Origin of the sequence: Bradyrhizobium sp. IC4059, assembly GCF_020193615.1 — a bacterium.
GTDB lineage: Bacteria > Pseudomonadota > Alphaproteobacteria > Rhizobiales > Xanthobacteraceae > Bradyrhizobium > Bradyrhizobium yuanmingense.
In genome coordinates this window covers 180,228-201,192 of record NZ_JADYVH010000013.1, presented here as the reverse complement: position 1 = coordinate 201,192, position 20,965 = coordinate 180,228, and the positions used below count along the sequence as shown (strand labels likewise).

The following is a 20,965-nucleotide window of genomic DNA, read 5'->3' as shown; positions in this document are numbered from 1 at the left end:
GGAGGAGAATATGGCGAAGCGCCCGTTCCTGATTCCCGGCGTCGACAAGCGGCTCCTGATCAAGGATTCCCTCAAGACGATGCAAGACGTCACCCGCCGCCGCTTCATTGCGGGCGGCGCCAGCCTGGGCGCACTGACGCTGCTCACCGGCTGCGACGTGATCGACTCGTCCTCGGCCGAGACCATGCTGGCGAAGGTCTCGAAGTTCAACGACGCCGTGCAGGCCTGGATGTTCAATCCCGACGCGCTGGCGCCGACCTTCCCCGAAAGCGCGATCACCAAGCCCTTCCCGTTCAACGCCTATTACGATCTCGACGACGCGCCTGACATCTCGGCCGCGGATTGGAAGCTCGAGGTGCGCGGCCTCGTCGACAACAAAAAGTCCTGGACGCTGGACGAGCTCTACAAGCTGCCCCAGGTCACGCAGATCACGCGCCATATCTGCGTCGAGGGCTGGAGCGCGATCGGCAGCTGGACCGGCACGCCCTTGCGCGATTTCCTCAAGCTGATCGGCGCCGACACGCGCGCGAATTATGTCTGGTTCCAGTGCGCCGACAAGGACGGCTACAACTCGCCGCTTGACATGCGCAGTGCGCTGCATCCGCAGACCCAGATGACGTTCAAATACGCAAACGAGATCCTGCCGCGCGCCTACGGCTTTCCGATGAAGATCCGCGTGCCGACCAAGCTCGGCTTCAAGAACCCGAAATACGTGGTCTCGATGGAAGTCACCAACGATTACAAGGGCGGCTATTGGGAAGACCAGGGGTATAATTCGTTCAGTGGCAGCTGATGGCTTAGTAGGGTGGGTTAGCCTCGCGGCTGCGCGAAGCGCAGTCGCTAGGCGTAACCCACCAACTTCGTCCGGCAAACGCGGAAGCATGGTGGGTTACGCTGACGCTAACCCACCCTACGGCACCGTTGATTTGGCCGGCCCCACCTTCCGCTGGCACAACGCCGCCACCGCGCCCAGCGCCAGCAGCGCCGCCGACACATTCAGCGCGTAGCTCAAGCTTCCCAGCGCATCGGTGATCGCGCCGACCACGATCGGCCCGAGCGTCTGGCCGACGCCGAACGAGATCGTCATCGCCGCGATCGCGGTCGGCCACACCTCTGGCGGATAGTTGAAGCGCACGAAGGCGGTGGTCGAGCCGACCACGGCGAAAAAGGCGACGCCGAACACGATCGCGGAGACTGCGAGCCAGGCCGGCGAATGCCCGAGCATCGGCAGCGCTGCGCCAGCTGCGTTGGTGCCGAGGATGATGGCGGTGGCGAGCCCGCCGCGGTCGAGCGCCAGCACGCCGCGCCAGGCCCAGGGCGTCACGAACGCGCTCAGACCGATCAACCCCCAGAACGCCGCCTGCGCCGCGGCCCCGCCGCCGCCGTCGCGCACATAGGCGATCATGAAGGTCATGTAGGCGATGTAGCCGGCGCCGAACAGGAAATAGCCGGCCAGATAGATCAGCACCGGCAGGATCGCGAACGAGGCATGACCGCCTTCGGAGAAGCGCGCGCCGCTCTCGATGCGGATCAGGAACAGCGGGATCGTCAGCGCGACCGACAGCAGCGTCAGCGCCCACCACACGATCCACCACGAGCCCGGCCCGAAATATTGCAGCGTGAACGGGGCGATCAGCCCCGAGGACAGAATGCCGATGCCGGGTCCGGCATAGAACAGGCTGAGCAGAAAGTTGGCCCGTTCGGGCCGCGACTGGGCGATGGTGGCGGCGAGCGCGCCGCCGGCGACGAAGCCGGCCGCCGCGCCCAGGCCCAGCACCAGGCGCGCCAGGCTCAGCGCGACGAAATCCCCCGTCAGAGCGCAGGTGGCGAGCGCTGCGACGCAGGCAATTGTTCCGCCGCGGATCGCGGCGGCCCAGCCGACGCGCCGGATCAGGCGGGACGCCACCAGCGCGCCCACGAGATAGCCGACGGCGTTGATCGTGTTCATGAAACCGGCCGCCGAGTAGGACCAGCCGAGGTCCTCCCGCATGTCCGGCAGCACCAGCGCATAGGCAAAGCGGCCGATGCCGAGCCCGACGGTGGCTGCCAGCGACAGGGTCAGGATCAGCCGCGCGGGGTGTGCGTCGGGCAGGGGGCGATCAGGTGCGTGCAAGGGGTACTCCGGCCCGTCCAGTGTGGCAGGCCCCGCCGGCCTTGCACAGCCGCAGCGCGGCAATGGTGTCTTGCCAAGCGCGCAACGCCGCTCTAGCACTCCGGCGCCGTCATTCCGGGGCGCGCGAAGCGCGAGCCCGGAATCCATAACCCCGGCTGGTGGCTATGGATTCCGGGCCCGCGCTAAGAGGCGCGTCCCGGAATGACGAGAGAGGATCGAAAAGGACACGACCATGGCGACCCACAAACTGCTGCTGCTTCCCGGCGACGGTATCGGCCCCGAGGTGATGGGCGAGGTGAAGCGGCTGATCGACTGGCTCAATTCGGCCGGGATCGCCAAGTTCGAGACCGACACCGGCCTCGTCGGCGGCTCCGCCTATGACGCGCACAAGGTGTCGATCTCCGAAGGCGACATGGCCAAGGCCAAGGACGCCGACGCCGTGATCTTCGGCGCGGTCGGCGGTCCGAAGTGGGATGCCGTGCCTTACGAGGTGCGCCCGGAAGCCGGCCTCTTGCGCCTGCGCAAGGATCTCGCGCTGTTCGCCAACCTCCGTCCCGCCGTGTGCTATCCGGCGCTGGCGGATGCTTCCAGCCTGAAGCGCGAGGCGGTCGAGGGCCTCGACATCGTCATCGTGCGTGAGCTCACCGGCGGCGTCTATTTCGGCGAGCCCAAGACCATCACCGATCTCGGCAACGGCCAGAAGCGCGCCATCGATACCCAGGTCTACGATACCTATGAGATCGAGCGCATCGGCCGCGTCGCCTTCGAGCTTGCCCGGAAGCGCAAGAACAAGGTGACGTCGATGGAGAAGCGCAACGTCATGAAATCGGGCGTGCTCTGGAACGAGGTCATGACTCAGGTCCACAAGCGCGAATACCCCGATGTCACGCTCGAGCATCAGCTCGCCGATTCCGGCGGCATGATGCTGGTGAAATGGCCGAAGCAGTTCGACGTCATCGTGACGGACAATCTGTTCGGCGACATGCTCTCCGACATCGCGGCGATGCTCACCGGCTCGCTCGGCATGCTGCCCTCGGCCTCGCTCGGCGAGGTCGACGTCAAGACCAAGAAGCGCAAGGCGCTGTACGAGCCCGTGCACGGCTCGGCCCCCGATATCGCCGGCAAGGGCCTCGCCAATCCCATCGCGATGATCTCGTCCTTCGGCATGGCGTTGCGCTATTCTTTCGACATGGGCGATCTCGCCGACAAGGTCGACCAGGCCATCGCTGCCGTGCTGGCCAGCGGCCTGCGCACCGCCGACATCAAGTCGGAAGGCACCACGGCCGCTTCCACCACGCAGATGGGCGAAGCGATCCTGAAGGAATTGCAGAAGCTGCACGCGTAAGGCGGGAAGAATCGTAGCCTGGATGGAGCGAAGCGAAATCCGGGTTCTCACCCCGTGGACAGACCTTCCCGGATTGCGCTTCGCTCCATCCGGGCTACGGCCTCATTGGAAACCGCCTCATGGATACACCCCGCCCCAAGATCGCGGAAACCGTCATCCATGAGACGGTGCGCCTGCGCGAGGCGCAGGTCGGGCGGCGCTGCGAAGTGCTCGCGGGCACGCGCATCGAATATGCTTCGCTCGGCGACTACTCCTATCTCGGCGAGAATTGCGACGTCGCCGACGCCGTGATCGGCAAGTTCACGGCGATCGCCAATTCGGTGCGGATCGGTGCGCCAAACCACCCGATGGGCCGTCCCTCGCAGCACCGCTTCACCTACGTCCCCGAATATTACGAGGCGGGCGCGACGCGCGACCGCGACTTCTTCGCAGGTAGGCGCGGCGACCGGGTGATCGTCGGCAACGACGTCTGGATCGGCCATGCCGCCATCCTGCTGCCGGGCGTGAGCGTCGGCGATGGCGCAGTGATCGCCGCAGGCGCCGTCGTTAGCCGCGATGTCGAGCCGTACACCATCGTCGGTGGCGTTCCCGCCCGTCCCATCCGCAAGCGCTTTGACGATACCGTTTCCGCAAGCCTGCGCCGCATCGCCTGGTGGGATTGGCCGGATGCGCTGATCTTCGAACGCCTCAGTGATTTCCGCTCCGAGGCCATCGAAGAATTTTGCCGGCGCTACGATCCGGCAGCCAATGCGTAAGACGGACGCATCTCGCGAAAAACAAAAATGGCCGGGCGTGAGCACCGGCCATTTTGATTTGGTCGTGACGCCCGCCTCAGTACAGCGGGAAGTTCTGCGGATAGCCGCCGACATCCTGCGGCGGGGAGAGCGGCTGGCGGTCGATCGGCCGGTTGAGGTTCTCGCGGGCGAAGGACGGATAGCCCACGGCCGGGGGGAAGGCGTAGTCGGTGAACTTGCGGTCGCCCGGATTGACCTCGGTGCCGCCATCGAGCCAGGAGCGCTTGCTCACATAGAGGCGGGTGCGGCCCTGTTGATAGACCGTGTTGGGGCCGCTCGGGCCGTAATAGGGCCGGCCGCGGTCGTCATAGCGCTGCTTGGTCCTGGTGTCGGCGGAAGCCGGGGTCGCGAACGCAACGGCCATTGCGGCGCCCGCCGCAAGCAATGTCGCCAGTTTGTTCGCGGCAGAAAATTTCAAGCTCATCACGTCCCCTTCAGGCGGCAGGCCGCCAGTCGATTTCACCCCATACTAGCCCGGCCGGGGCGGACGCAACTAGGTCAATTGGGTCACACCAGCTCGGAATAATCGTGCGCGCCGGCAAAAGTTGCATGCAAACCAGCTACTTGAGCTTGATGCAGAATCCTTGATGCAAGTCAAAGCGCTCCGCGCAATTGCGCGTTCGCTGCGCCCAGCAGCCAGTCCGGCGAGCCCTGGGGGTCACAGCCGCGGCGCCTGAGCTCGGCATGGGCGAACAATTCCGCCAGCCTCGGCTCGTTGCCCGAGGCCAGCAGCGTCAGCCGGTTCAGCGTGCAGGCGATCGCCGCGCGGCGGGCGGGCAAGCTGTCGCCCTGGCAGGAGAAGCCGGAGATCTGCAAGGCGGGCTCCTCGTAGCGCTTGAGATAGCCGAGGCAGGCCCGCGTCCCCTTTGCCCCGCCGACCGGCCGGAACAGGGCAACGGGTCCGAATTTGGTGTCGATCAGGCCGGCCTGCTCAAGCGGGGCATCTGCACCCAAACCCATCCGGGCGGCCAAACCCGCGGCCGCTGGCCGTGTCACGTCGAATTCGGCGCCTTGGCGGTAGATTTCGAGTTCGGCCACCGGCTTGTCCGCCATATCGGTCCAGCGCAGCACGTCCCTGCGGCCGCCCTCGGAATGCCTAAAGATGACGTAAGAGGCTGTTTTTTCTGATGAATCGATCCGGCTGACGGCGAAGGCCGGATGCGAGCGGTCGGCGATGCTCCAGCCCGGTCTGTCCGCCGGACCATCGCCACGCAGGTCAGGCAGCTGTCCCAGGCCTGCGAGGGCGAGGATGGCAAACAGGGCGAGCGCCCCCACATAGGCGACCAGATGCGCCAGCGTGCCGACGACCTCGTCGGCCAAGGCCAAGAGCGTCAGCTGGATCTGGGTAGGGCTAACGGCCGTGCTGGCCTCAGGCGACTGCATCCACGTCCCTAAGGCATGGTCTTAACGTTGTCTTGAGTCCGGTTCTCGCATAGAAGCGCTGCTCTTCCTGTTTAAGCGTCAGCTTCGGGAACGGGCTTTTTCATCGGAGAGTGAACGATGGGTTACAAAGTCGCAGTCGTCGGCGCGACCGGCAATGTCGGTCGGGAAATGCTCAACATCCTGGATGAGCGCAAATTCCCCGCGGACGAGGTCGTGGCCCTGGCGTCGCGCCGCAGCGTCGGTGTCGAAGTCTCCTATGGCGACCGCACCCTGAAGGTCAAAGCGCTCGAGCATTACGACTTCTCCGACGTCGACATCTGCCTGATGTCGGCGGGTGGGTCGGTGTCGAAGGAATGGTCGCCGAAGATCGGCGCCGCCGGCGCTGTGGTGATCGACAATTCCTCCGCTTGGCGCATGGATCCGGACGTGCCGCTGATCGTGCCCGAGGTGAATGCGGCCGCGACCGAAGGCTTCAAGAAGAAGAACATCATCGCCAACCCGAACTGCTCGACCGCCCAGCTCGTGGTGGCGCTCAAGCCGCTGCACGAGAAGGCGACGATCAAGCGCGTCGTGGTCTCGACCTATCAGTCGGTGTCGGGCGCCGGCAAGGACGCGATGGACGAATTGTTCTCGCAGACCAAGGCCGTCTACACCAACGACGAGCTGGTCGCGAAGAAATTCCCCAAGCGCATCGCCTTCAACGTCATCCCCCACATCGACGTCTTCATGGAGGACGGCTACACCAAGGAAGAGTGGAAGATGATGGCGGAGACCAAGAAGATCCTGGATCCCAAGATCAAGCTGTCCGCCACCTGCGTGCGCGTGCCTGTGTTCGTCGGCCATTCCGAGGCCGTCAACATCGAGTTCGAGAATCCGATCACCGCCGATGAAGCGCGCAACATCCTGCGCGTGGCGCCCGGCTGTCTCGTCATCGACAAGCAGGAGCCCGGCGGCTACGCCACGCCCTATGAAGCGGCCGGCGAGGACGCGACTTACATCAGCCGCATCCGTGAGGACGCGACCGTGGAGAACGGTCTCGTGCTCTGGTGCGTGTCGGACAATCTGCGTAAAGGCGCCGCCCTCAACGCGATTCAGATCGCGGAAGTCTTGATCAACCGCAAGCTGATCACCGCCAAGCAGAAGGCGGCGTAAGGGGCTTACATCGGCCGGACTTCGACCACGTCAGGCACGAAGTGCTTGAGCAGGTTCTGGATGCCGTGCTGGAGCGTCGCCGTCGATGACGGGCAGCCGGAGCAGGCGCCCTTCATGTTGAGATAGACGATACCGTCCTTGAAGCCGCGGAAGGTGATGTCGCCGCCGTCATTGGCGACGGCCGGCCGCACCCGGGTCTCGATCAGGTCCTTGATCATGTCGACGGTCTCGGCGTCGGCCTCGTCGAAGAACTCGTCCTCGTCGTCGAGATCGGCCTCGCTTGTGGCCGTGCCGTCGGCCAGCAGCGGCGCGCCCGACATGTAGTGCTCCATGATGGCACCCAGGATCGCCGGCTTGAGCTGCTGCCACTCACCGCTCGCCTTCGTCACGGTGATGAAGTCCGATCCGTAGAACACGCCGGTGACGCCGGGCACCTCGAACAGCTTTTCGGCGAGCGGCGAACGCGCCGCCGATTCGCGGCTCGAAAATTCCATCGGGCTGCCGTCGACCACGACGCGGCCGGGAATGAACTTCAGCGTGGCGGGATTGGGGGTGGCTTCGGTTTGAATGAACATGGTTTTCTCCAGACGTCGCCGGTTCAAGGCCGGCGCGTGCTCTATCCCCTAGCAGATGGCGACGGCTAACGCACGGTCAAGGGGAGGCGGGATATTAGCTCATGAAAATCAGTGGGTTGGCCTTGCCCTCCCCTGGAGGGGTCCGGGACGAGCGTAGCTCGCCCGTGGTCGATCGCGCACAGCGCGAGCGGGGTGGGGTGATCTCTCCACTCGGGCAGTGTCGGATGTGGAGAGACCGTCACCCCACCCCGTCTCATGCCTCGCTTCGCTCAACATGAGCCGACCCTCTCCTCCAGGGGAGGATAAGATGCATCGTCGCTAGGACAGCGAATCCACGCTCTCATCGCTCAGGGCACCCGAGATGATCGTCACCGGCACCGGGAATGTGCCGAGCGCATGCGCGAGCAGCGAGACCAGAGGCCCGGGCCCTTCCGCGCCAGGATTGGCGGCGAGCACCAGCATGGCGATATCAGGATCCTCGTCGATCACTGCGAGCAGCTGTTCCATCGCGCTGCCTTCGCGAATGACGCGCTCCGGCGTGATGGCGGCGATGCCGTTGGCGCGCCCGGCGGCGCGGTCGAGCGCGGCTTCGGCGGCTTCCTGTGCCTCGGCGCGCATGATGTCGGCGACCCCCAGCCATTCCTGGCTCTGCTGCTCAGGCTCGATGATGCGCAGCATCACCACGCCGCCGCCGGCGCGAATCGCCCAGCGGCTGGCGTAATAGACGGCGCGATCCCATTCGGCGCTGTCGTCGACGATGACGAGGCATTTGGGCTTGTGACCCGGCTCGTAGCAAAGTCGCTTGCTGGTCATGCATGTCCCGGATTGTGCACGGGGAGCATGCTGCCACACTCCCGCGATGTTTGGGAGGGGCGAAGCGGCCGGCGCCGTGGCGCCAGCCGGTATCGCGAAGCGCGCCCTAGCGCCGGCGAATGAAGCCGACGATGTCCTTGGAGAGCTTCATGGTCTCGTCGGCGATCGCGCGCGCCCGGTCGGATCCGTCGTTCAGGATCGCCTCGATGTGGCCAGGGTCGGCGACGAGGCGCTTCATCTCACCGGCGATCGGCGCGAGCTTGGTCACGCACAGCTCCGCCAGCGCGTTCTTGAAGCTGGAGAACTGGCCGCCGCCGAACTCGCGCAGCACGTCCGCCTTGGAGCGGCCGGACAGCGCGGCGAAGATGCCGACGAGATTGTCGGCCTCGGGCCGCGCTTCCAGGCCCTTCTCTTCCGTCGGCAGCGGCTCCGGATCGGTCTTCGCCTTGCGGATCTTCTGCGCGATGGTGTCGGCATCGTCGGTGAGGTTGATGCGCGAATTGTCGGAGGCGTCCGACTTCGACATCTTCTTGGTGCCGTCGCGCAGGCTCATCACGCGCGTCGCCGGACCCGTAATCAAGGGTTCCGGCAGCGGGAAGAACAGCCCGTCATTGACGCCCTGCGCGCGGATCGAGTCGCCGAAGTCGTTGTTGAACTTCTGCGCGATGTCGCGCGAGAGTTCGAGATGCTGCTTCTGGTCCTCACCCACGGGAACGTGGGTGGCGCGGTAGAGCAGAATGTCGGCCGCCATCAGCACGGGATAGTCGAACAGGCCCACCGAGGCGTTCTCGCGGTCCTTGCCGGCCTTCTCCTTGAACTGGGTCATGCGTCCCAGCCAGCCCATGCGCGCGACGCAGTTGAAAATCCAGGCGAGCTCGGCATGGCCCGAGACCTGGCTCTGGTTGAACACGATGTGCTTCTTCGGATCGATGCCGGCCGCGATGAACGCGGCGGTCACCTCGCGGGTGTTGCGCGCGAGCTCGACCGGCCCGCCCCAGACGTCCACCCCTTGCGTGATCGCGTGCATGTCGACGACGCAATAGATGCAATTGTGGGTTTCCTGCATCTTCACGAAGTTGACGATGGCGCCGAGGTAATTGCCGAGGTGCAGATTGCCCGTCGGCTGGACGCCCGAAAAGACCCGTTCAACGAATGGCATGGTCAGCCTTCCCATAGGTATTCGGCCGTCGTTTCCAACAGCGGCGCTGCCCCGTCAAGGGTCTTTCGCGGAGGCCGTGGTCTAGCTGGGCCGTTTCAATGCGTTAACCGCCTCGCGCCAGGAGGCGGCACCGAGGATCTGCAGCAACAGGCCGTAGACGGCGATTCCGGCTGCGATCTGCACACCCAGCGCAATGAAGTGGATGAGCCCATGGGCGCCGGCCGGCACCAGACCTGCGGTCAGCCAGAGCAGGGCGCCCATGGCGATCGCGGCCAGCACGATGCGCGGCAGCCGCGTGCGGGCCGCCGCGTCGATCGAGAAGCCGAACTCGCCCGCGCCCTTGCGGAGCAGCGCGAGCGCGCTGCTCCAGGCGCCAGCCGCGATGCTTGCCGCGATTCCGCTTGCGCCAAAGACATGACCGAGCAGAACCGCGAGCACGACCGTCACCACGAAGCCCTTGGCGGTCGCGAGCAGCGGCGTCATCGTGTCGCTGCGGGCATAGAACGCCGGCGACAGCGCCTTGATCAGCACATGCGCCGGCAGGCCCAGCGCCAGCCACATCAGGGCACGCGCGGTGGCCGCGCTATCCGCCGCACCGAACGCGCCATGCTCGAACAGCAGCCCCACGATCGGCTCGGCGAGCACGATCAGGCCGACCGTGGCCGGCAGCGCCAGCCCGGCGGAAAGCTCCAGCGCGCGGGATTCGGCATGCGCCACCGCGTCGCGATCGGAGCTCGCGACGGCGCGCGTCAGCTCCGGCACCAGCACGGTGCCCATGGCGACGCCGACGATGCCGAGCGGCAGCTCGATCAAGCGGTTGGCGAAATAGAGCCAGGACACCGCGGACGGCGTTGCGGACGCGATGATCGCACCCGCCACCATCAGCCATTGCGGCCCCGAGCTTGCGATCATGCCGGGGATCGCCTTGGCGAAGAAGCCGCGCATCTCCTTGTCGAAACTCGCGCGCAGCGGTGTCGCAAGGCGCGCGCTTCGCTGCGACAGCAGCATCAAGAGTTGCAGCAAGCCGGCGAGGCCGACGGTCGCTGCCAGGATCCAGGCGGCGAAGCCGGCGTCTGCATGCCAGACCAGCAGCATCGCGATCGCGGCGATCAGCGCAATGTTGAACAGCAGTGGCGAGAACGCCGTCAGCGCGAAGCGTCCCTGCGCATTGAGCAGCCCCATCAGCACGGTGACGGGACCGGCGAAGGCGAGGTAAGGCAGCATCAGCCGCGCGTTCTGAACCGCGAGATCGAGCGTGCCACTGCCGAGGAATCCCGGCGCGATCACCGTCATGATCAGCGGCATCAACAATGCGAGCAGGAGTGAGATCCCGATCAGGGCCGTGCTGACCGTGCCGATCACGCGCCCCGCGAACGCCGCGGCTTCCGCCACCCCGTCGCGGTCCCGCACCCGCAGCCAGGCCGGGATCAGCGCCGCGTTCAGCGCGCCCTCGCTGAGCAGCCGCCGCACCACGTTGACGAGCTGGAACGCCGCCAGAAACGCATCCGCCACGGCGCCGGTGCCGAGCAGCGCCGCAATCAGGGAATCGCGGGCGAAACCCAGCAGGCGCGAGGCCAGCGTTCCCGTCGAGACGGTCAGGAAGGAGCGGATCATGCTCTCGAAAATACCGTTGCTTGCCCGCCAAGGCCCGGTCGTGATAGGCCGCGAGCTTGGATTTCAGGCCGACAGGAAGCGGATTTCCGGTTAGATCGCAATCCGGCAAACAGGATCAAGGTGAATGGCTGACGTGAAATATGACGTTCTCGGCATCGGCAACGCGCTGTTCGACGTGCTGGTTAGGACCGACGAGGCCTTTCTGGCCAAGCATGGCATGGCGAAGGGCAGCATGTCGCTGATCGACGAGGCGCGCGCGGCCGCCATCTACAAGGACATGGGTCCGGCGACCGAGGTCTCGGGCGGTTCGGCCGCCAACACCATCGTCGGTATCGGCAGCCTGGGGGCGCGCGCCGCCTATGTCGGCAAGGTCAAGGACGACCAGATCGGCAAGCTCTACGTGCACGACATTCGCGCCGCCGGCGTCGCCTTCAACACGCCGGCCGCCAAGGACGGCCCCGCCACCGGCTGCTCCTACATCCTGGTCACCGGCGACGGCGAGCGCACCATGAACACCTATCTCGGCGCGGCGCAGGACCTGTCGCCCGCCGACATCGATCCGGCCGAGATTGCCGGCGCAGGCATCGTCTACCTCGAAGGCTATCTCTGGGACCCCAAGAACGCAAAGGAGGCCTTCGTCAAGGCGGCCAAGATCGCCCATGACGCCAAGCGCAAGGTGGCGCTGACGCTGTCGGATTCCTTCTGCGTTGATCGTTATCGCGACGAGTTTCTCTCGCTGATGCGAAGCGGCACCGTCGACATCGTGTTCGCCAACGAGTCTGAGCTGCACTCGCTCTACATGACCTCGGACTTCGACACCGCGCTGAAGCAGCTGCGCAACGACGTCAATCTCGGTGTCGTCACCCGCAGCGAGAAGGGCTGCATGGTGGTCTCGTCCGAGGATGCCGTCGCAGCGCCGGCCTTCCCGGTCGAGAAGGTGGTCGACACCACCGGCGCCGGCGACCTGTTCGCCGCCGGCTTCCTCTACGGCCTCGCGCGCAACTTCGGCTACAAGCAGTGCGGCGAGCTCGGCGCGCTCGCCGCCGCCGAAGTCATCCAGCACATCGGCGCGCGGCCTCAGGTATCGTTGAAGGAGCTGGCCGAGCAGCGCGGGCTGACGGCGTAAGAAATTATCTCTGCCTCCACGATGCGGTCGGCATAGCGACCGCACTTTGCCGGCGTGCCGCGTAGAACGAGGCGCTCTCTCTGGCTCCTGATCAAAAAAAACGGCTCCGAGCCGAATGGCCGGAGCCGGGATCTTGGGCTTCTTCGCTTCTCAGTACTTGGCCATCATCGGCCCGCCGAACTTGTAGTTCAGGCCGGCCCGCACGGTATGGAAGGTGAGGTCCTGCGAGATGCGTTCGACGTAGTTGGAGCCGGGCGGAGCAAAAGTGCTGCCGGGCACGTAGGTCGATGTGTAATCCACGCCGCCGAGATCGGTGTAGAGATATTCGAGCTTAACCGTCCAATTCGGCACGAAGGCGTGCTCAACGCCGGCGCCGACCGTCCAGCCGACCTTCGTCTCGGACACCGAACCCGTCTTGGTATAACCATTGGACGAGGTGAGATCCCAGCTTCCCTTGACGCTGCCGACGGCCAGACCGCCGGTGACGTACAGCAGGGTCTTGTCGACCGCATAGCCGGCGCGGCCGCGAACGGTCACGAGCCAATCGTTGCGGATGCTTTCGTCGAATGTGCGGATCACCGGCGGATTCGCTCCGGTGAAAACGGTGCGCGCACCGATATCTGTTGCGTTGGCGTCGGCTTCTACACCCAGAACCCAAGCACCGGTCTGCCAGTTCGCGCCGATCTGAAGACCGCCGATAGCGCCGGCCGGATCGAGGCGGCGATTGCTCAGCGCCACAAACTCGTTCCTGAACGCTACGCCTTCCACGGCCCAGCTGCTGGTGGGATCGAGCACGGTGCCGAGATCCGACTGCCCCCAAGCGTAACCCGCATTCACGCCCACGTAAAAACCGGTCCAGTTATAGACGGCTACGGCGGTCGCTGGTGCCTTGAAGGGCCGGGCCGCGAGATCTGCAGCGCTTGCCGAGCCGACGGTTGCAAATCCAATTCCTGCAACCAGGATGGTCCTCCAAGCCAATTTCATGGCATTCCCCCTAGATCAACAATCAAGTCAGGACACGACCGTAACATTGTACTGCCGCCGATGGCTGTGCCGGGCCTGCCACAGGTGATCGACATTGAACGCGCGTGGGAGACGCCACAAGCAGAATGAATGGCGCACCTGTCCAAATAGCTGGAACTAAGGTGCCGCGCAGCATCCGGCGGCGTAACGCTCGTCATCCCCGTCATTGCGAGCGCAGCGAAGCAGTCCAGAATCTCTGCGGGGAGACAGCTGGATTGCTTCGCTGCGCTCGCAATGACGATGTAGGCAGGCGCGGGCCTCAATCAAAACTGTCATCGCCCGGCGAAGACCGGGCGATCCAGTACTCCGAGCGGCTGTGATGGATCGAGAAGCCGCGGCGTACTGGATTCGCCTGCGGGGGGAATGACGGTATATGGAGAGCGTTCAACACTTTCACGCCGTCTTCGCCGCCTTCAATCCGAGCCGCTGCTCGACTGCCTCGCGCATCAGGAATTTCTGGATCTTTCCGGTCACGGTCATCGGAAATTCGTCGACGAACTCGACGTAGCGCGGGATCTTGTTGTGGGCGATCTGGCCCTCGCAGAAGGCACGTACTTCCTCAGCCGTCAGTTGCTCGCCCGTTCTGACGCGGATCCAGGCGCAGAGCTCCTCGCCGTAGCGGGTGTCCGCCACGCCGAAGATCTGTACGTCCTGGATCTTGGGATGGCGATATAGAAACTCCTCGATCTCGCGCGGATAGAGATTTTCGCCGCCGCGGATCACCATGTCCTTGATGCGGCCGACGATGTTGCAATAGCCCTCGTCGTCGATGGTGGCGAGGTCGCCGGTGTGCATCCAGCCGTTGGCGTCGAGCACGTCGGCGGTCTTTTCCTTCTCCTCCCAATAGCCCAGCATGACATTGTAGCCGCGGGTGCAGAGCTCGCCGCGTTCGCCCCGCTTGACGATCTTGCCTTCGAGGTCGACGATCTTGACCTCGACATGCGGGTGGATGCGGCCGACCGTGGAGACGCGCCGCTCGAGCGGATCGTCGGTTGCGCTCTGGAAGCTGACCGGGCTGGTCTCGGTCATGCCATAGGCGATGGTGACCTCGCGCATGTTCATTTCGGTGTTGACGCGCTTCATCACCTCGATAGGGCAGGGCGCGCCGGCCATGATGCCGGTCCGCAGCGATGTCAGGTCGAAGCCGGCGAATTCGGGGTGATCAAGTTCGGCGATGAACATCGTCGGCACGCCGTAGAGCGCCGTGCATTTCTCCTGCTCGATGGTGCGCAGCGTCGCGAGCGGGTCAAAACCCTCGCCGGGATAGACCATTGCGGCGCCGAGCGTCACGGAGGCAAGGTTGCCCATCACCATGCCGAAGCAATGATAGAGCGGCACCGGAATGCAGATGCGGTCCTGTTCGGTGAGGCGCATCGCGCGGCCGACGAAATAGCCGTTGTTGAGGATGTTGTGGTGGGTCAGTGTCACGCCCTTCGGTGATCCGGTCGTGCCGCTGGTGAACTGGATGTTGACGGGATCGTCGAACTGCAGCTCGGCGCCGAGCGCGGCCAATTGCTGACGGTGCCGGTCGCCACCCATCTGCGCGACCTCGTCGAAGGCAATTGTGCCCGGTGCGGCCGGGCCGCCGATCTGGATGACATTGCGGAGGGCCGGCAGCCGTGCCGTTTGCAGCTGTCCGGGCCTGGCGGATGACAGCTCCGGCAATAGCGTGTTGAGCATCTCCATGTAGTTGCTGGTCTTGAACGCCGTCGCGGTGACGATCGCCGCGCAGCCGACCTTGCGAAGGGCAAATTCCAGCTCGCTCAGGCGATAGGCAGGATTGATCGTCACCAGGATCAGGCCGGCCTTGGCGGCGGCGAACTGGGTCAGCGTCCATTCCGGTCGGTTCAGCGACCAGATGCCGATCCGCTGGCCCCGCTCGAGTCCGAGCGCGAGAAAGCCGGCGGCGAGCGCATCGACCCGTTCGGCGAATTCCGACCAGGTCCATCGCACCCCGTGGCTGGGCGAGACCAGCGCTTCGCGATTGCACCAGCGCTGCGCGGCCTGGTCGAGACTCCGGCCGATCGTGTGGCCGAGCAGCGGCGCGTCCGAGATGCCGCAAACGTAGCTGTCCGCTTTGTCCGCCAAGTCGAAATCCTTTCGTGAGTGATGATCGGCACACTCTACCCGTCGTCATGCCCGGACTTGTCCCGGGCATCCACGTTCTTTGTGCCGCGTGGCAAGTCGTGGATGGCCGGGACAAGCCCGGCCATGACGTCAGGTGAGAGGTTGCGAGTCACGCCGCCTTCTGCCCGCTTCCGGCAGCATCGAGCCCGGCATAAACGCCGCGCTCAAAGCCCGCGAACGCCTCCAGGCATTTCGCATCCGCGAACGGCAGCAGCTGCATCAGGATGACGCCGGTGACGTCGCGCGCCGGATCGATCCAGTAGTAGGTGTTGGCAAGGCCTGCCCAGGCGAGGCTGCCGGCGCTGCGGCCCTCGGCGGTCTTGGCGGTGTTGATCATGAAGCTGAGGCCCCACTTCTTCACCTGCTCAGGATAGAGATCGACGTCGTTGGTGTACATCGGCGCCGCCGTCGTCATCTTGCCCATAGCGAGGTCGCCAATGTGGTTCTGCCCCATCGTCGCGACCGTCTCGGCTTTCAGCACCTGGTTGCCGTTGCCGCGGCCCTTGTTGAGGATCATCTGGGTGAACTTGATGTAGTCGGCCGCCGTCGAATAGAGCCCGCCGCCGCCCATGTGGAATTCCGGCTCCTGCTCGAGCTCGAACGGGATCGCTGCGAGCTGGCCGTCCTCGCCGCGCGCATGCATGCCGACCAGCCGCTTGCGCATGTCGTCGGTGATCTTGAAAGCGGTGTCGCGCATGCCGAGCGGCGCGAACAGATTGTCGCGCAGGTAAGCATCCAGCCGCTTGCCGCTGGCGCCTTCCACCGCCTTGCCGACGAAATCGATGTTGGTGCCGTATTCCCAGCGCGTGCCGGGGTCGGACATGATCGGCGTCTTCAATGCCGCGTTCTGGCAGGTGGTGATGGCGGGAATGCCGTTCTTGTCCAGATAGACCGCGAGATCGCCGTTCCACATGTTGTAGCAGAAGCCGGCGGTGTGGGTCATGAGCTGGCGTAGCGTGATCGGCCCCTTGGCCGGGCGCAGCTTCGCCTCGCCATTGGCGTCAAAACCTTCGAGCACCTGCGGATTGGCGAGCTCCGGCAAGACATCGCCGATCGGCGCATCCAGCGACAGCCTGCCCTGCTCGACCAGCTGCATGGCGCCCGCTGTGGTCACCGCCTTCGTCATCGATGCGATCCAGAACACGCTGTCGGCGGTCATCGGATCGGGCTTGGACAGATCGCGCTTGCCGAACGCGCCCTGATACAGCACGTCTTGACCATTGGCCGCGATGGCGACGACGCCCGGAATCTCCTTGGTCTCGCTCTTCTGACGCAGAATCTCATCGATCTGTGCTTGGCTTTGCATGGCGTTTCCTCGGGTTTGATTATTGTTGGAAGTGATCGATTGTCTTCCCGGATCTCCGGCGCGGCAAGCGCCATCTATCTACCTGCACCGGTCGCGATGTCGTGACTTGACGGTCTTGATCAAACGCAAGACGACAACGAGGCTGAGCGCGTACGCTCTTTTACAATCTGCGGTAGCTCGACGTGCCTCGCCTCACCTTGGATGGGTTTCTCGCGATATGCTTCGTGGTTTCGAACCCCTGAAACATTTAGTGAGCTGCCGCGTTCAGCACCCGGCCCGATCGACGAGCCGTTAAGACTTGATGCAAATGTTGCCGGCCGTCGATGGGCGGCGAGGGGGACCTCAGATGATTTCGACCTGGAGCGAATGGAAGCGCTATCCCCGTCCGGGACGTGGCGAGAACCTGGAGGCGCCGATTTCGCCGGGCATCTACGAGGTCCGCGTCGCCGGTACCGGCGCCCTTTATTCCTTTGGGGCGGTGGACAATCTGGCGCAGGCGCTGGCGCTGCTGCCGGTCGGCTCGAAGTCATGGTTCGGTCGCCGCGACACCTCGTCAGTCCCCGATTTAGAGTACCGGACCTGCGCGACGTCCACGAAAGCGGATGCCAAGGCCGCCGCGGAGCGCATGATCGGCCGCCGCGAGACCTATATGAGCGGCGCGGCCTAAGGCCGCTGCCAGTTTAGCTGCCATCTGACGTGCGTTTGCAGGGCGGTGCATTGCGCACCGTCTGTCCTTATATTGCGGCCGATCCGATCGCCCAGGGAGAAACGCCATGACACCGACCGCCGCCGCACGCGCCCCGCAAGCCACCGCCACCCTGCGCGACCGGTTGAAGGACCCCTCGCTGCTGAAGGAGGCCTGCTACATCGACGGCGCCTGGGTCGGCACGCCGGTCTTCGCCGTCAACAATCCCGCCACCGGCGTCGAGCTCGCAAAGGTGCCGCAGCTTGGTGCTGACGACACCACCCGGGCGGTCGAAGCCGCCGAGCGCGCCTTTCCGGCCTGGGCCAAGCACACGGCCAAGCAGCGCTCCAACACCTTACGCAAATGGTTCGAGCTGATCACCGCCAACCGCGAGGATCTCGCGCTGATCCTCACCTCAGAGCAGGGCAAGCCGCTCACCGAGGCGCTCGGCGAGGTCGATATCGGCGCGGCCTATATCGAGTTCTTCGCCGAGGAAGCGAGGCGCGTCTATGGCGAGACCATCCCGACCCAGCGCGCCGATGCGCGCCTGCTCGCCATCAAGCAGCCGATCGGCGTCTGCGGTGCGATCACGCCGTGGAATTTCCCGAACTCGATGATCACGCGCAAAGTGTCGCCGGCGCTGGCGGCCGGCTGCACCGTGGTGCTCAAGCCCGCCAACGAGACGCCGCTGTCGGCGCTGGCGCTGGCCGTGCTCGCCGAGCGGGCCGGCATCCCCAAGGGCGTGCTCAACATCATCACCGGCGATGCGCCGCCGATCGGCAAGGTGCTGTGCGAGCATCCGGCGGTGCGCTTCGTCGGCTTCACCGGCTCGACCGCCGTCGGCAAGATCCTCTACCAGCAGGCCTCGGTCGGCGTGAAGCGGCTCGGCCTTGAGCTCGGCGGCAACGCGCCGTTCGTGGTGTTCGACGACGCCGACATCGATGCTGCGGTCGAGGGCGCCATCGTCTCGAAATACCGCAACATGGGCCAGACCTGCGTCTGCGCCAACCGCATCTACGCCCAGGACAAGATCTACGACGAGTTCGTGCAGAAGCTGTCGAAGAAGGTCGCGGCAATGAAGATCGGCGACGGCACCGAGAGCGGCGTGACGCAGGGCCCGCTGATCAACATGAAGGCGGTCGACAAGGTCGAGCGCCACATCGCCGATGCCGTCAAGCGCGGCGCCAAGGTCGTCACCGGCGGCAAGCGCAGCGAGCTGGGGCGCTCCTTCTTCGAGCCGACGGTGCTCGCCGACGTCAAGCCGGACTCGCTGGTGTCGCAGGAGGAGACCTTCGGCCCCCTCGCACCCGTGATCCGTTTCAAGGACGAGGCGGACGTCATCGCGATGTGCAACGCCTCGCCGTTCGGCCTTGCGTCGTACTTTTACTCCCGCGATCTCGGCCGCGTCTGGCGCGTCGCCGAAGCGCTGGAGTCGGGCATGGTCGGCGTCAACACCGGCCTCATCACCACCGAGGTCGCGCCCTTCGGCGGCGTCAAGGAAAGCGGCCTGGGTCGCGAAGGCTCCCGTCACGGCATGGAAGAATATGTCGAGATCAAATACGTGATGATGGCGGGGGTGTGAGCGGCTCGCTCGTGTCAGCGCGAATGCGAGCCAGGCGGAGATGTTGGAGAGGCCGACCGGCCTCTCCACGTCATTGCGAGCGCAGCGAAGCAATCCAGAATCCCTCCGCGGAAACACTCTGGATTGCTTCGCTGCGCTCGCAATGACGGAGCGAGACGCGACAGTCGCGCCTAAATCTTCAGCTCTGTCCCCGTCACGCGCCGATACGCTTCCAGGTACCGCTTGCTGGTCGCGTCAACCACGCTGGCCGGCAGCGGCGGCGGCGGGGCGTCGCCGTTCCAGCGGCCGGCGCGGCGCTCGACGTCGAGATAGTCGCGCAAGGGCTGCTTGTCGAAGCTCGCCTGCGGCTGGCCCGGTCTGTAGGCGTCGACCGCCCAGAAGCGCGACGAATCCGGCGTCATCACCTCGTCGATCAGGATGATGCGGCCGTCCTTGTCGCGGCCGAACTCGAACTTGGTGTCGGCGATGATGATACCCTGCTCGCGGGCGAGCTCCTCGCCCAGCGTGTAGATCGCCCGCGTCATGCTCTCCAGCGTGTAGGCGACCTCGTCGCCGACCACCGCGCGCATCTTCGCGATGGTGATGTTCTCGTCATGGCCGCTTTCGGCCTTGGTCGCGGGGCTAAAGATCGCCGGCTCCAGTTTTTCGCTCTCGACGAGGCCCGGCTTCAGCTTCTCGCCGGCCAGCGTGCCGCTCGCCGCATATTCCTTCCAGGCGGAGCCTGAGAGATAGCCGCGGATCACGCATTCGATCGGGAACACGGTGGTGCGCTTGCACAGCATGGCGCGGCCGAGGATCTCGGCGCGGTGCGGCTGCAACGCCGGCACGGCCGCAATGATCTCGTCGGTGTCGGCGCTGATCATGTGATGCGGCACCACGCCTTCGAGCTCATTGAACCACCACGCGCTGATCTGGGTCAGCACCGCGCCCTTCATCGGGATGGTCTCGCCCATCACCACATCGAAGGCGCTGATGCGGTCGGTGGTGACGAGCAGCAGGCGTTCGTCGTCGACGGCGTAGATATCGCGCACCTTGCCGCGTCCGATCTTGGATAGAGGCAGGTCGCTGGAGAGCATGGTGGTCATCGGCAAAGCCTTCGCACAGGACATCCGGCCGCGTCTGATGGCGCGGCCGGACACCGGATTAGCCTATTCCGGCAGCGGAATGAACTCGTGTTCCTGCGGAACTGCGGCGAAGCGCCCGGTTTTCCAGTCCTGCTTGGCCTGCTCGATCCGCTCCTTGCTGGAGGAGACGAAATTCCACCAGATGTGGCGCGGGCCTTCCAGCGCATCGCCGCCGAGAAACATCATTCGCGTCGCCTTCAGCGCCTTCACGGTGATGCGGTCACCGGGCCGGAAGATCAGCAGGCGCGGCCCCTCATAGCCCTCGTTGGCGATCTCGACCTCGCCGTCGACGACATAGATCGCACGCTCCTCATGATCGGGGTCGAGCGGCACGCTCGCGCCCGCGAGCGCCGTGACCTCGGTGTAGAACCAGGGCGAGACCATCGACACCGGCGAGGCGATGCCGAAGGCGGAGCCCGCGATCACCCGCGCGGTGAAGTCGCGCTCGGAAATCATCGGCAAATCGCCTGCCGCATAATGCTGGAACGACGGCGCGATCTCTTCGGAGCCCGCCGGCAGCGCGATCCAGCTTTGCAGGCCGAGCATCTTCTGGCCCGAGGCGCGCTGCGCGTCCGGCGTGCGCTCGGAATGCGCGATGCCGCGCCCGGCCGTCATCAGGTTCATCGCGCCGGGCGCGATCTCCTGGACATTGCCCTCGCTGTCACGATGCATGATGGCGCCGTCGAACAGATAGGTGACGGTGGCGAGCCCGATATGCGGATGCGGCCGCACGTCCATGCCCTTGCCGGAGACGAACTGCACCGGGCCGAAATGGTCGAAGAAGATGAAGGGCCCGACCATCTGCCGCTTGCCGTGCGGCAATGCCCGCCGCACCGCGAACCCGTCACCGAGATCGCGCGTGCGCGGCACGATGACGAGATCGAGCGCATCGCAGGACATGGGATCGCCGAGCACGGGATCGTTCGAGGGCTGCCAGCTCATGGGGGGACTCCTTTTGGCTTTGTTGGACGCGACGCTAGCAGGATTTCGCATCGCCGTCGCGACAAAGCTCCGCTAACCCTTGCATGCGGATGGACCTTGAAA

At 65.1% G+C, this 20,965-nt stretch carries 19 protein-coding genes; 7 read left to right on the top strand and 12 right to left on the bottom strand.

What is annotated here, in order from left to right; translation table 11 throughout:
- Positions 1–10: 10 nt before the first annotated feature.
- On the top strand, positions 11–793 hold the full coding sequence (locus I6F12_RS31820) for a molybdopterin-binding protein (protein WP_225158027.1): 783 nt from the start codon (positions 11–13) through the stop codon (positions 791–793).
- Between the two features lie 117 nt (positions 794–910).
- Here the strand turns inward: I6F12_RS31820 and I6F12_RS31815 are convergent, their stop codons facing one another.
- Positions 911–2,113, bottom strand: a complete 1,203-nt coding sequence (locus I6F12_RS31815) for a YbfB/YjiJ family MFS transporter (RefSeq protein WP_225158026.1) — start codon at positions 2,111–2,113, stop codon at positions 911–913.
- A gap of 232 nt (positions 2,114–2,345) precedes the next feature.
- On the opposite strand from I6F12_RS31815, the gene leuB reads away from it, so the two are divergent.
- Both leuB and I6F12_RS31805 read left to right on the top strand, forming a co-directional pair.
- Positions 2,346–3,458 (top strand): 3-isopropylmalate dehydrogenase, encoded by a 1,113-nt coding sequence (gene leuB / locus I6F12_RS31810; protein ID WP_036002726.1) that lies wholly within the window; start codon positions 2,346–2,348, stop codon positions 3,456–3,458.
- 119 nt (positions 3,459–3,577) lie between these two features.
- Positions 3,578–4,213, top strand: coding sequence for a DapH/DapD/GlmU-related protein (locus I6F12_RS31805; protein WP_036002723.1), 636 nt, complete (start codon positions 3,578–3,580; stop codon positions 4,211–4,213).
- A 76-nt stretch (positions 4,214–4,289) separates the two neighbouring features.
- Here the strand turns inward: I6F12_RS31805 and I6F12_RS31800 are convergent, their stop codons facing one another.
- Both I6F12_RS31800 and I6F12_RS31795 read right to left on the bottom strand, forming a co-directional pair.
- Complete coding sequence (locus I6F12_RS31800; protein ID WP_036024148.1) at positions 4,290–4,676, bottom strand: hypothetical protein; 387 nt, start codon at positions 4,674–4,676, stop codon at positions 4,290–4,292.
- 170 nt (positions 4,677–4,846) lie between these two features.
- Positions 4,847–5,635 carry a hypothetical protein gene (locus I6F12_RS31795; RefSeq protein ID WP_225158025.1) on the bottom strand — a complete coding sequence of 263 codons (789 nt, stop codon included), beginning with the start codon at positions 5,633–5,635 and terminating at the stop codon, positions 4,847–4,849.
- 117 nt (positions 5,636–5,752) lie between these two features.
- Here I6F12_RS31795 and I6F12_RS31790 point away from each other — a divergent pair, with 117 nt between their 5' ends.
- A complete protein-coding gene (locus I6F12_RS31790) occupies positions 5,753–6,787 on the top strand; it encodes an aspartate-semialdehyde dehydrogenase (RefSeq protein WP_036002717.1) in 1,035 nt (344 codons plus the stop codon).
- A gap of 5 nt (positions 6,788–6,792) precedes the next feature.
- Here I6F12_RS31790 and I6F12_RS31785 read toward each other — a convergent pair whose 3' ends face one another.
- The 4 genes from I6F12_RS31785 to murJ form a co-directional block, all read right to left on the bottom strand.
- Complete coding sequence (locus I6F12_RS31785; protein ID WP_036038709.1) at positions 6,793–7,362, bottom strand: NifU family protein; 570 nt, start codon at positions 7,360–7,362, stop codon at positions 6,793–6,795.
- A 318-nt stretch (positions 7,363–7,680) separates the two neighbouring features.
- Entirely contained in the window at positions 7,681–8,175 is a 495-nt protein-coding gene (locus I6F12_RS31780; RefSeq protein ID WP_036002710.1) for a universal stress protein, read from the bottom strand.
- A gap of 106 nt (positions 8,176–8,281) precedes the next feature.
- A complete protein-coding gene (trpS, locus tag I6F12_RS31775; RefSeq protein WP_036002766.1) occupies positions 8,282–9,334 on the bottom strand; it encodes a tryptophan--tRNA ligase in 1,053 nt (350 codons plus the stop codon).
- A gap of 81 nt (positions 9,335–9,415) precedes the next feature.
- Entirely contained in the window at positions 9,416–10,948 is a 1,533-nt protein-coding gene (gene murJ / locus I6F12_RS31770) for a murein biosynthesis integral membrane protein MurJ (protein ID WP_036002707.1), read from the bottom strand.
- 124 nt (positions 10,949–11,072) lie between these two features.
- On the opposite strand from murJ, the gene I6F12_RS31765 reads away from it, so the two are divergent.
- Positions 11,073–12,074 (top strand): adenosine kinase, encoded by a 1,002-nt coding sequence (locus tag I6F12_RS31765; RefSeq protein ID WP_225114854.1) that lies wholly within the window; start codon positions 11,073–11,075, stop codon positions 12,072–12,074.
- A gap of 150 nt (positions 12,075–12,224) precedes the next feature.
- On the opposite strand, the gene I6F12_RS31760 is transcribed toward I6F12_RS31765, so the two are convergent.
- The 3 genes from I6F12_RS31760 to I6F12_RS31750 all read right to left on the bottom strand — a co-directional run bounded on the left by I6F12_RS31760 (position 12,225) and on the right by I6F12_RS31750 (position 16,530).
- Positions 12,225–13,058 carry an outer membrane protein gene (locus I6F12_RS31760; protein WP_036024125.1) on the bottom strand — a complete coding sequence of 278 codons (834 nt, stop codon included), beginning with the start codon at positions 13,056–13,058 and terminating at the stop codon, positions 12,225–12,227.
- 432 nt (positions 13,059–13,490) lie between these two features.
- Positions 13,491–15,185 carry an AMP-binding protein gene (locus I6F12_RS31755; RefSeq protein WP_225158024.1) on the bottom strand — a complete coding sequence of 565 codons (1,695 nt, stop codon included), beginning with the start codon at positions 15,183–15,185 and terminating at the stop codon, positions 13,491–13,493.
- Positions 15,186–15,333: 148 nt separating this feature from the next.
- Positions 15,334–16,530: a serine hydrolase domain-containing protein gene (locus I6F12_RS31750; protein WP_225158023.1), complete on the bottom strand. Its 1,197-nt coding sequence runs from the start codon at positions 16,528–16,530 to the stop codon at positions 15,334–15,336.
- A gap of 346 nt (positions 16,531–16,876) precedes the next feature.
- On the opposite strand from I6F12_RS31750, the gene I6F12_RS31745 reads away from it, so the two are divergent.
- On the top strand, positions 16,877–17,197 hold the full coding sequence (locus I6F12_RS31745) for a hypothetical protein (protein ID WP_036002694.1): 321 nt from the start codon (positions 16,877–16,879) through the stop codon (positions 17,195–17,197).
- A 106-nt stretch (positions 17,198–17,303) separates the two neighbouring features.
- Positions 17,304–18,797, top strand: a complete 1,494-nt coding sequence (locus I6F12_RS31740; protein WP_225158022.1) for an NAD-dependent succinate-semialdehyde dehydrogenase — start codon at positions 17,304–17,306, stop codon at positions 18,795–18,797.
- A 170-nt stretch (positions 18,798–18,967) separates the two neighbouring features.
- On the opposite strand, the gene I6F12_RS31735 is transcribed toward I6F12_RS31740, so the two are convergent.
- Positions 18,968–19,882, bottom strand: coding sequence for a phosphoribosylaminoimidazolesuccinocarboxamide synthase (locus I6F12_RS31735; RefSeq protein WP_225158021.1), 915 nt, complete (start codon positions 19,880–19,882; stop codon positions 18,968–18,970).
- Positions 19,883–19,945: 63 nt separating this feature from the next.
- Complete coding sequence (locus I6F12_RS31730) at positions 19,946–20,863, bottom strand: pirin family protein (RefSeq protein ID WP_225158020.1); 918 nt, start codon at positions 20,861–20,863, stop codon at positions 19,946–19,948.
- Positions 20,864–20,965 lie beyond the last annotated feature (102 nt).

Coding starts and splice junctions, on each gene's coding strand:
- I6F12_RS31765 (WP_225114854.1), top strand. CDS start 11,073: ATGGCTGACGTGAAATATGACGTTCTCGGCATCGGCAACGCGCTGTTC.
- I6F12_RS31745 (WP_036002694.1), top strand. CDS start 16,877: ATGATTTCGACCTGGAGCGAATGGAAGCGCTATCCCCGTCCGGGACGT.
- I6F12_RS31780 (WP_036002710.1), bottom strand. CDS start 8,175: ATGACCAGCAAGCGACTTTGCTACGAGCCGGGTCACAAGCCCAAATGC.
- I6F12_RS31760 (WP_036024125.1), bottom strand. CDS start 13,058: ATGAAATTGGCTTGGAGGACCATCCTGGTTGCAGGAATTGGATTTGCA.
- I6F12_RS31785 (WP_036038709.1), bottom strand. CDS start 7,362: ATGTTCATTCAAACCGAAGCCACCCCCAATCCCGCCACGCTGAAGTTC.
- I6F12_RS31800 (WP_036024148.1), bottom strand. CDS start 4,676: ATGAGCTTGAAATTTTCTGCCGCGAACAAACTGGCGACATTGCTTGCG.
- leuB (WP_036002726.1), top strand. CDS start 2,346: ATGGCGACCCACAAACTGCTGCTGCTTCCCGGCGACGGTATCGGCCCC.
- murJ (WP_036002707.1), bottom strand. CDS start 10,948: ATGATCCGCTCCTTCCTGACCGTCTCGACGGGAACGCTGGCCTCGCGC.
- I6F12_RS31820 (WP_225158027.1), top strand. CDS start 11: ATGGCGAAGCGCCCGTTCCTGATTCCCGGCGTCGACAAGCGGCTCCTG.
- I6F12_RS31790 (WP_036002717.1), top strand. CDS start 5,753: ATGGGTTACAAAGTCGCAGTCGTCGGCGCGACCGGCAATGTCGGTCGG.
- I6F12_RS31735 (WP_225158021.1), bottom strand. CDS start 19,882: ATGACCACCATGCTCTCCAGCGACCTGCCTCTATCCAAGATCGGACGC.
- trpS (WP_036002766.1), bottom strand. CDS start 9,334: ATGCCATTCGTTGAACGGGTCTTTTCGGGCGTCCAGCCGACGGGCAAT.
- I6F12_RS31805 (WP_036002723.1), top strand. CDS start 3,578: ATGGATACACCCCGCCCCAAGATCGCGGAAACCGTCATCCATGAGACG.
- I6F12_RS31740 (WP_225158022.1), top strand. CDS start 17,304: ATGACACCGACCGCCGCCGCACGCGCCCCGCAAGCCACCGCCACCCTG.
- I6F12_RS31795 (WP_225158025.1), bottom strand. CDS start 5,635: ATGCAGTCGCCTGAGGCCAGCACGGCCGTTAGCCCTACCCAGATCCAG.
- I6F12_RS31750 (WP_225158023.1), bottom strand. CDS start 16,530: ATGCAAAGCCAAGCACAGATCGATGAGATTCTGCGTCAGAAGAGCGAG.
- I6F12_RS31730 (WP_225158020.1), bottom strand. CDS start 20,863: ATGAGCTGGCAGCCCTCGAACGATCCCGTGCTCGGCGATCCCATGTCC.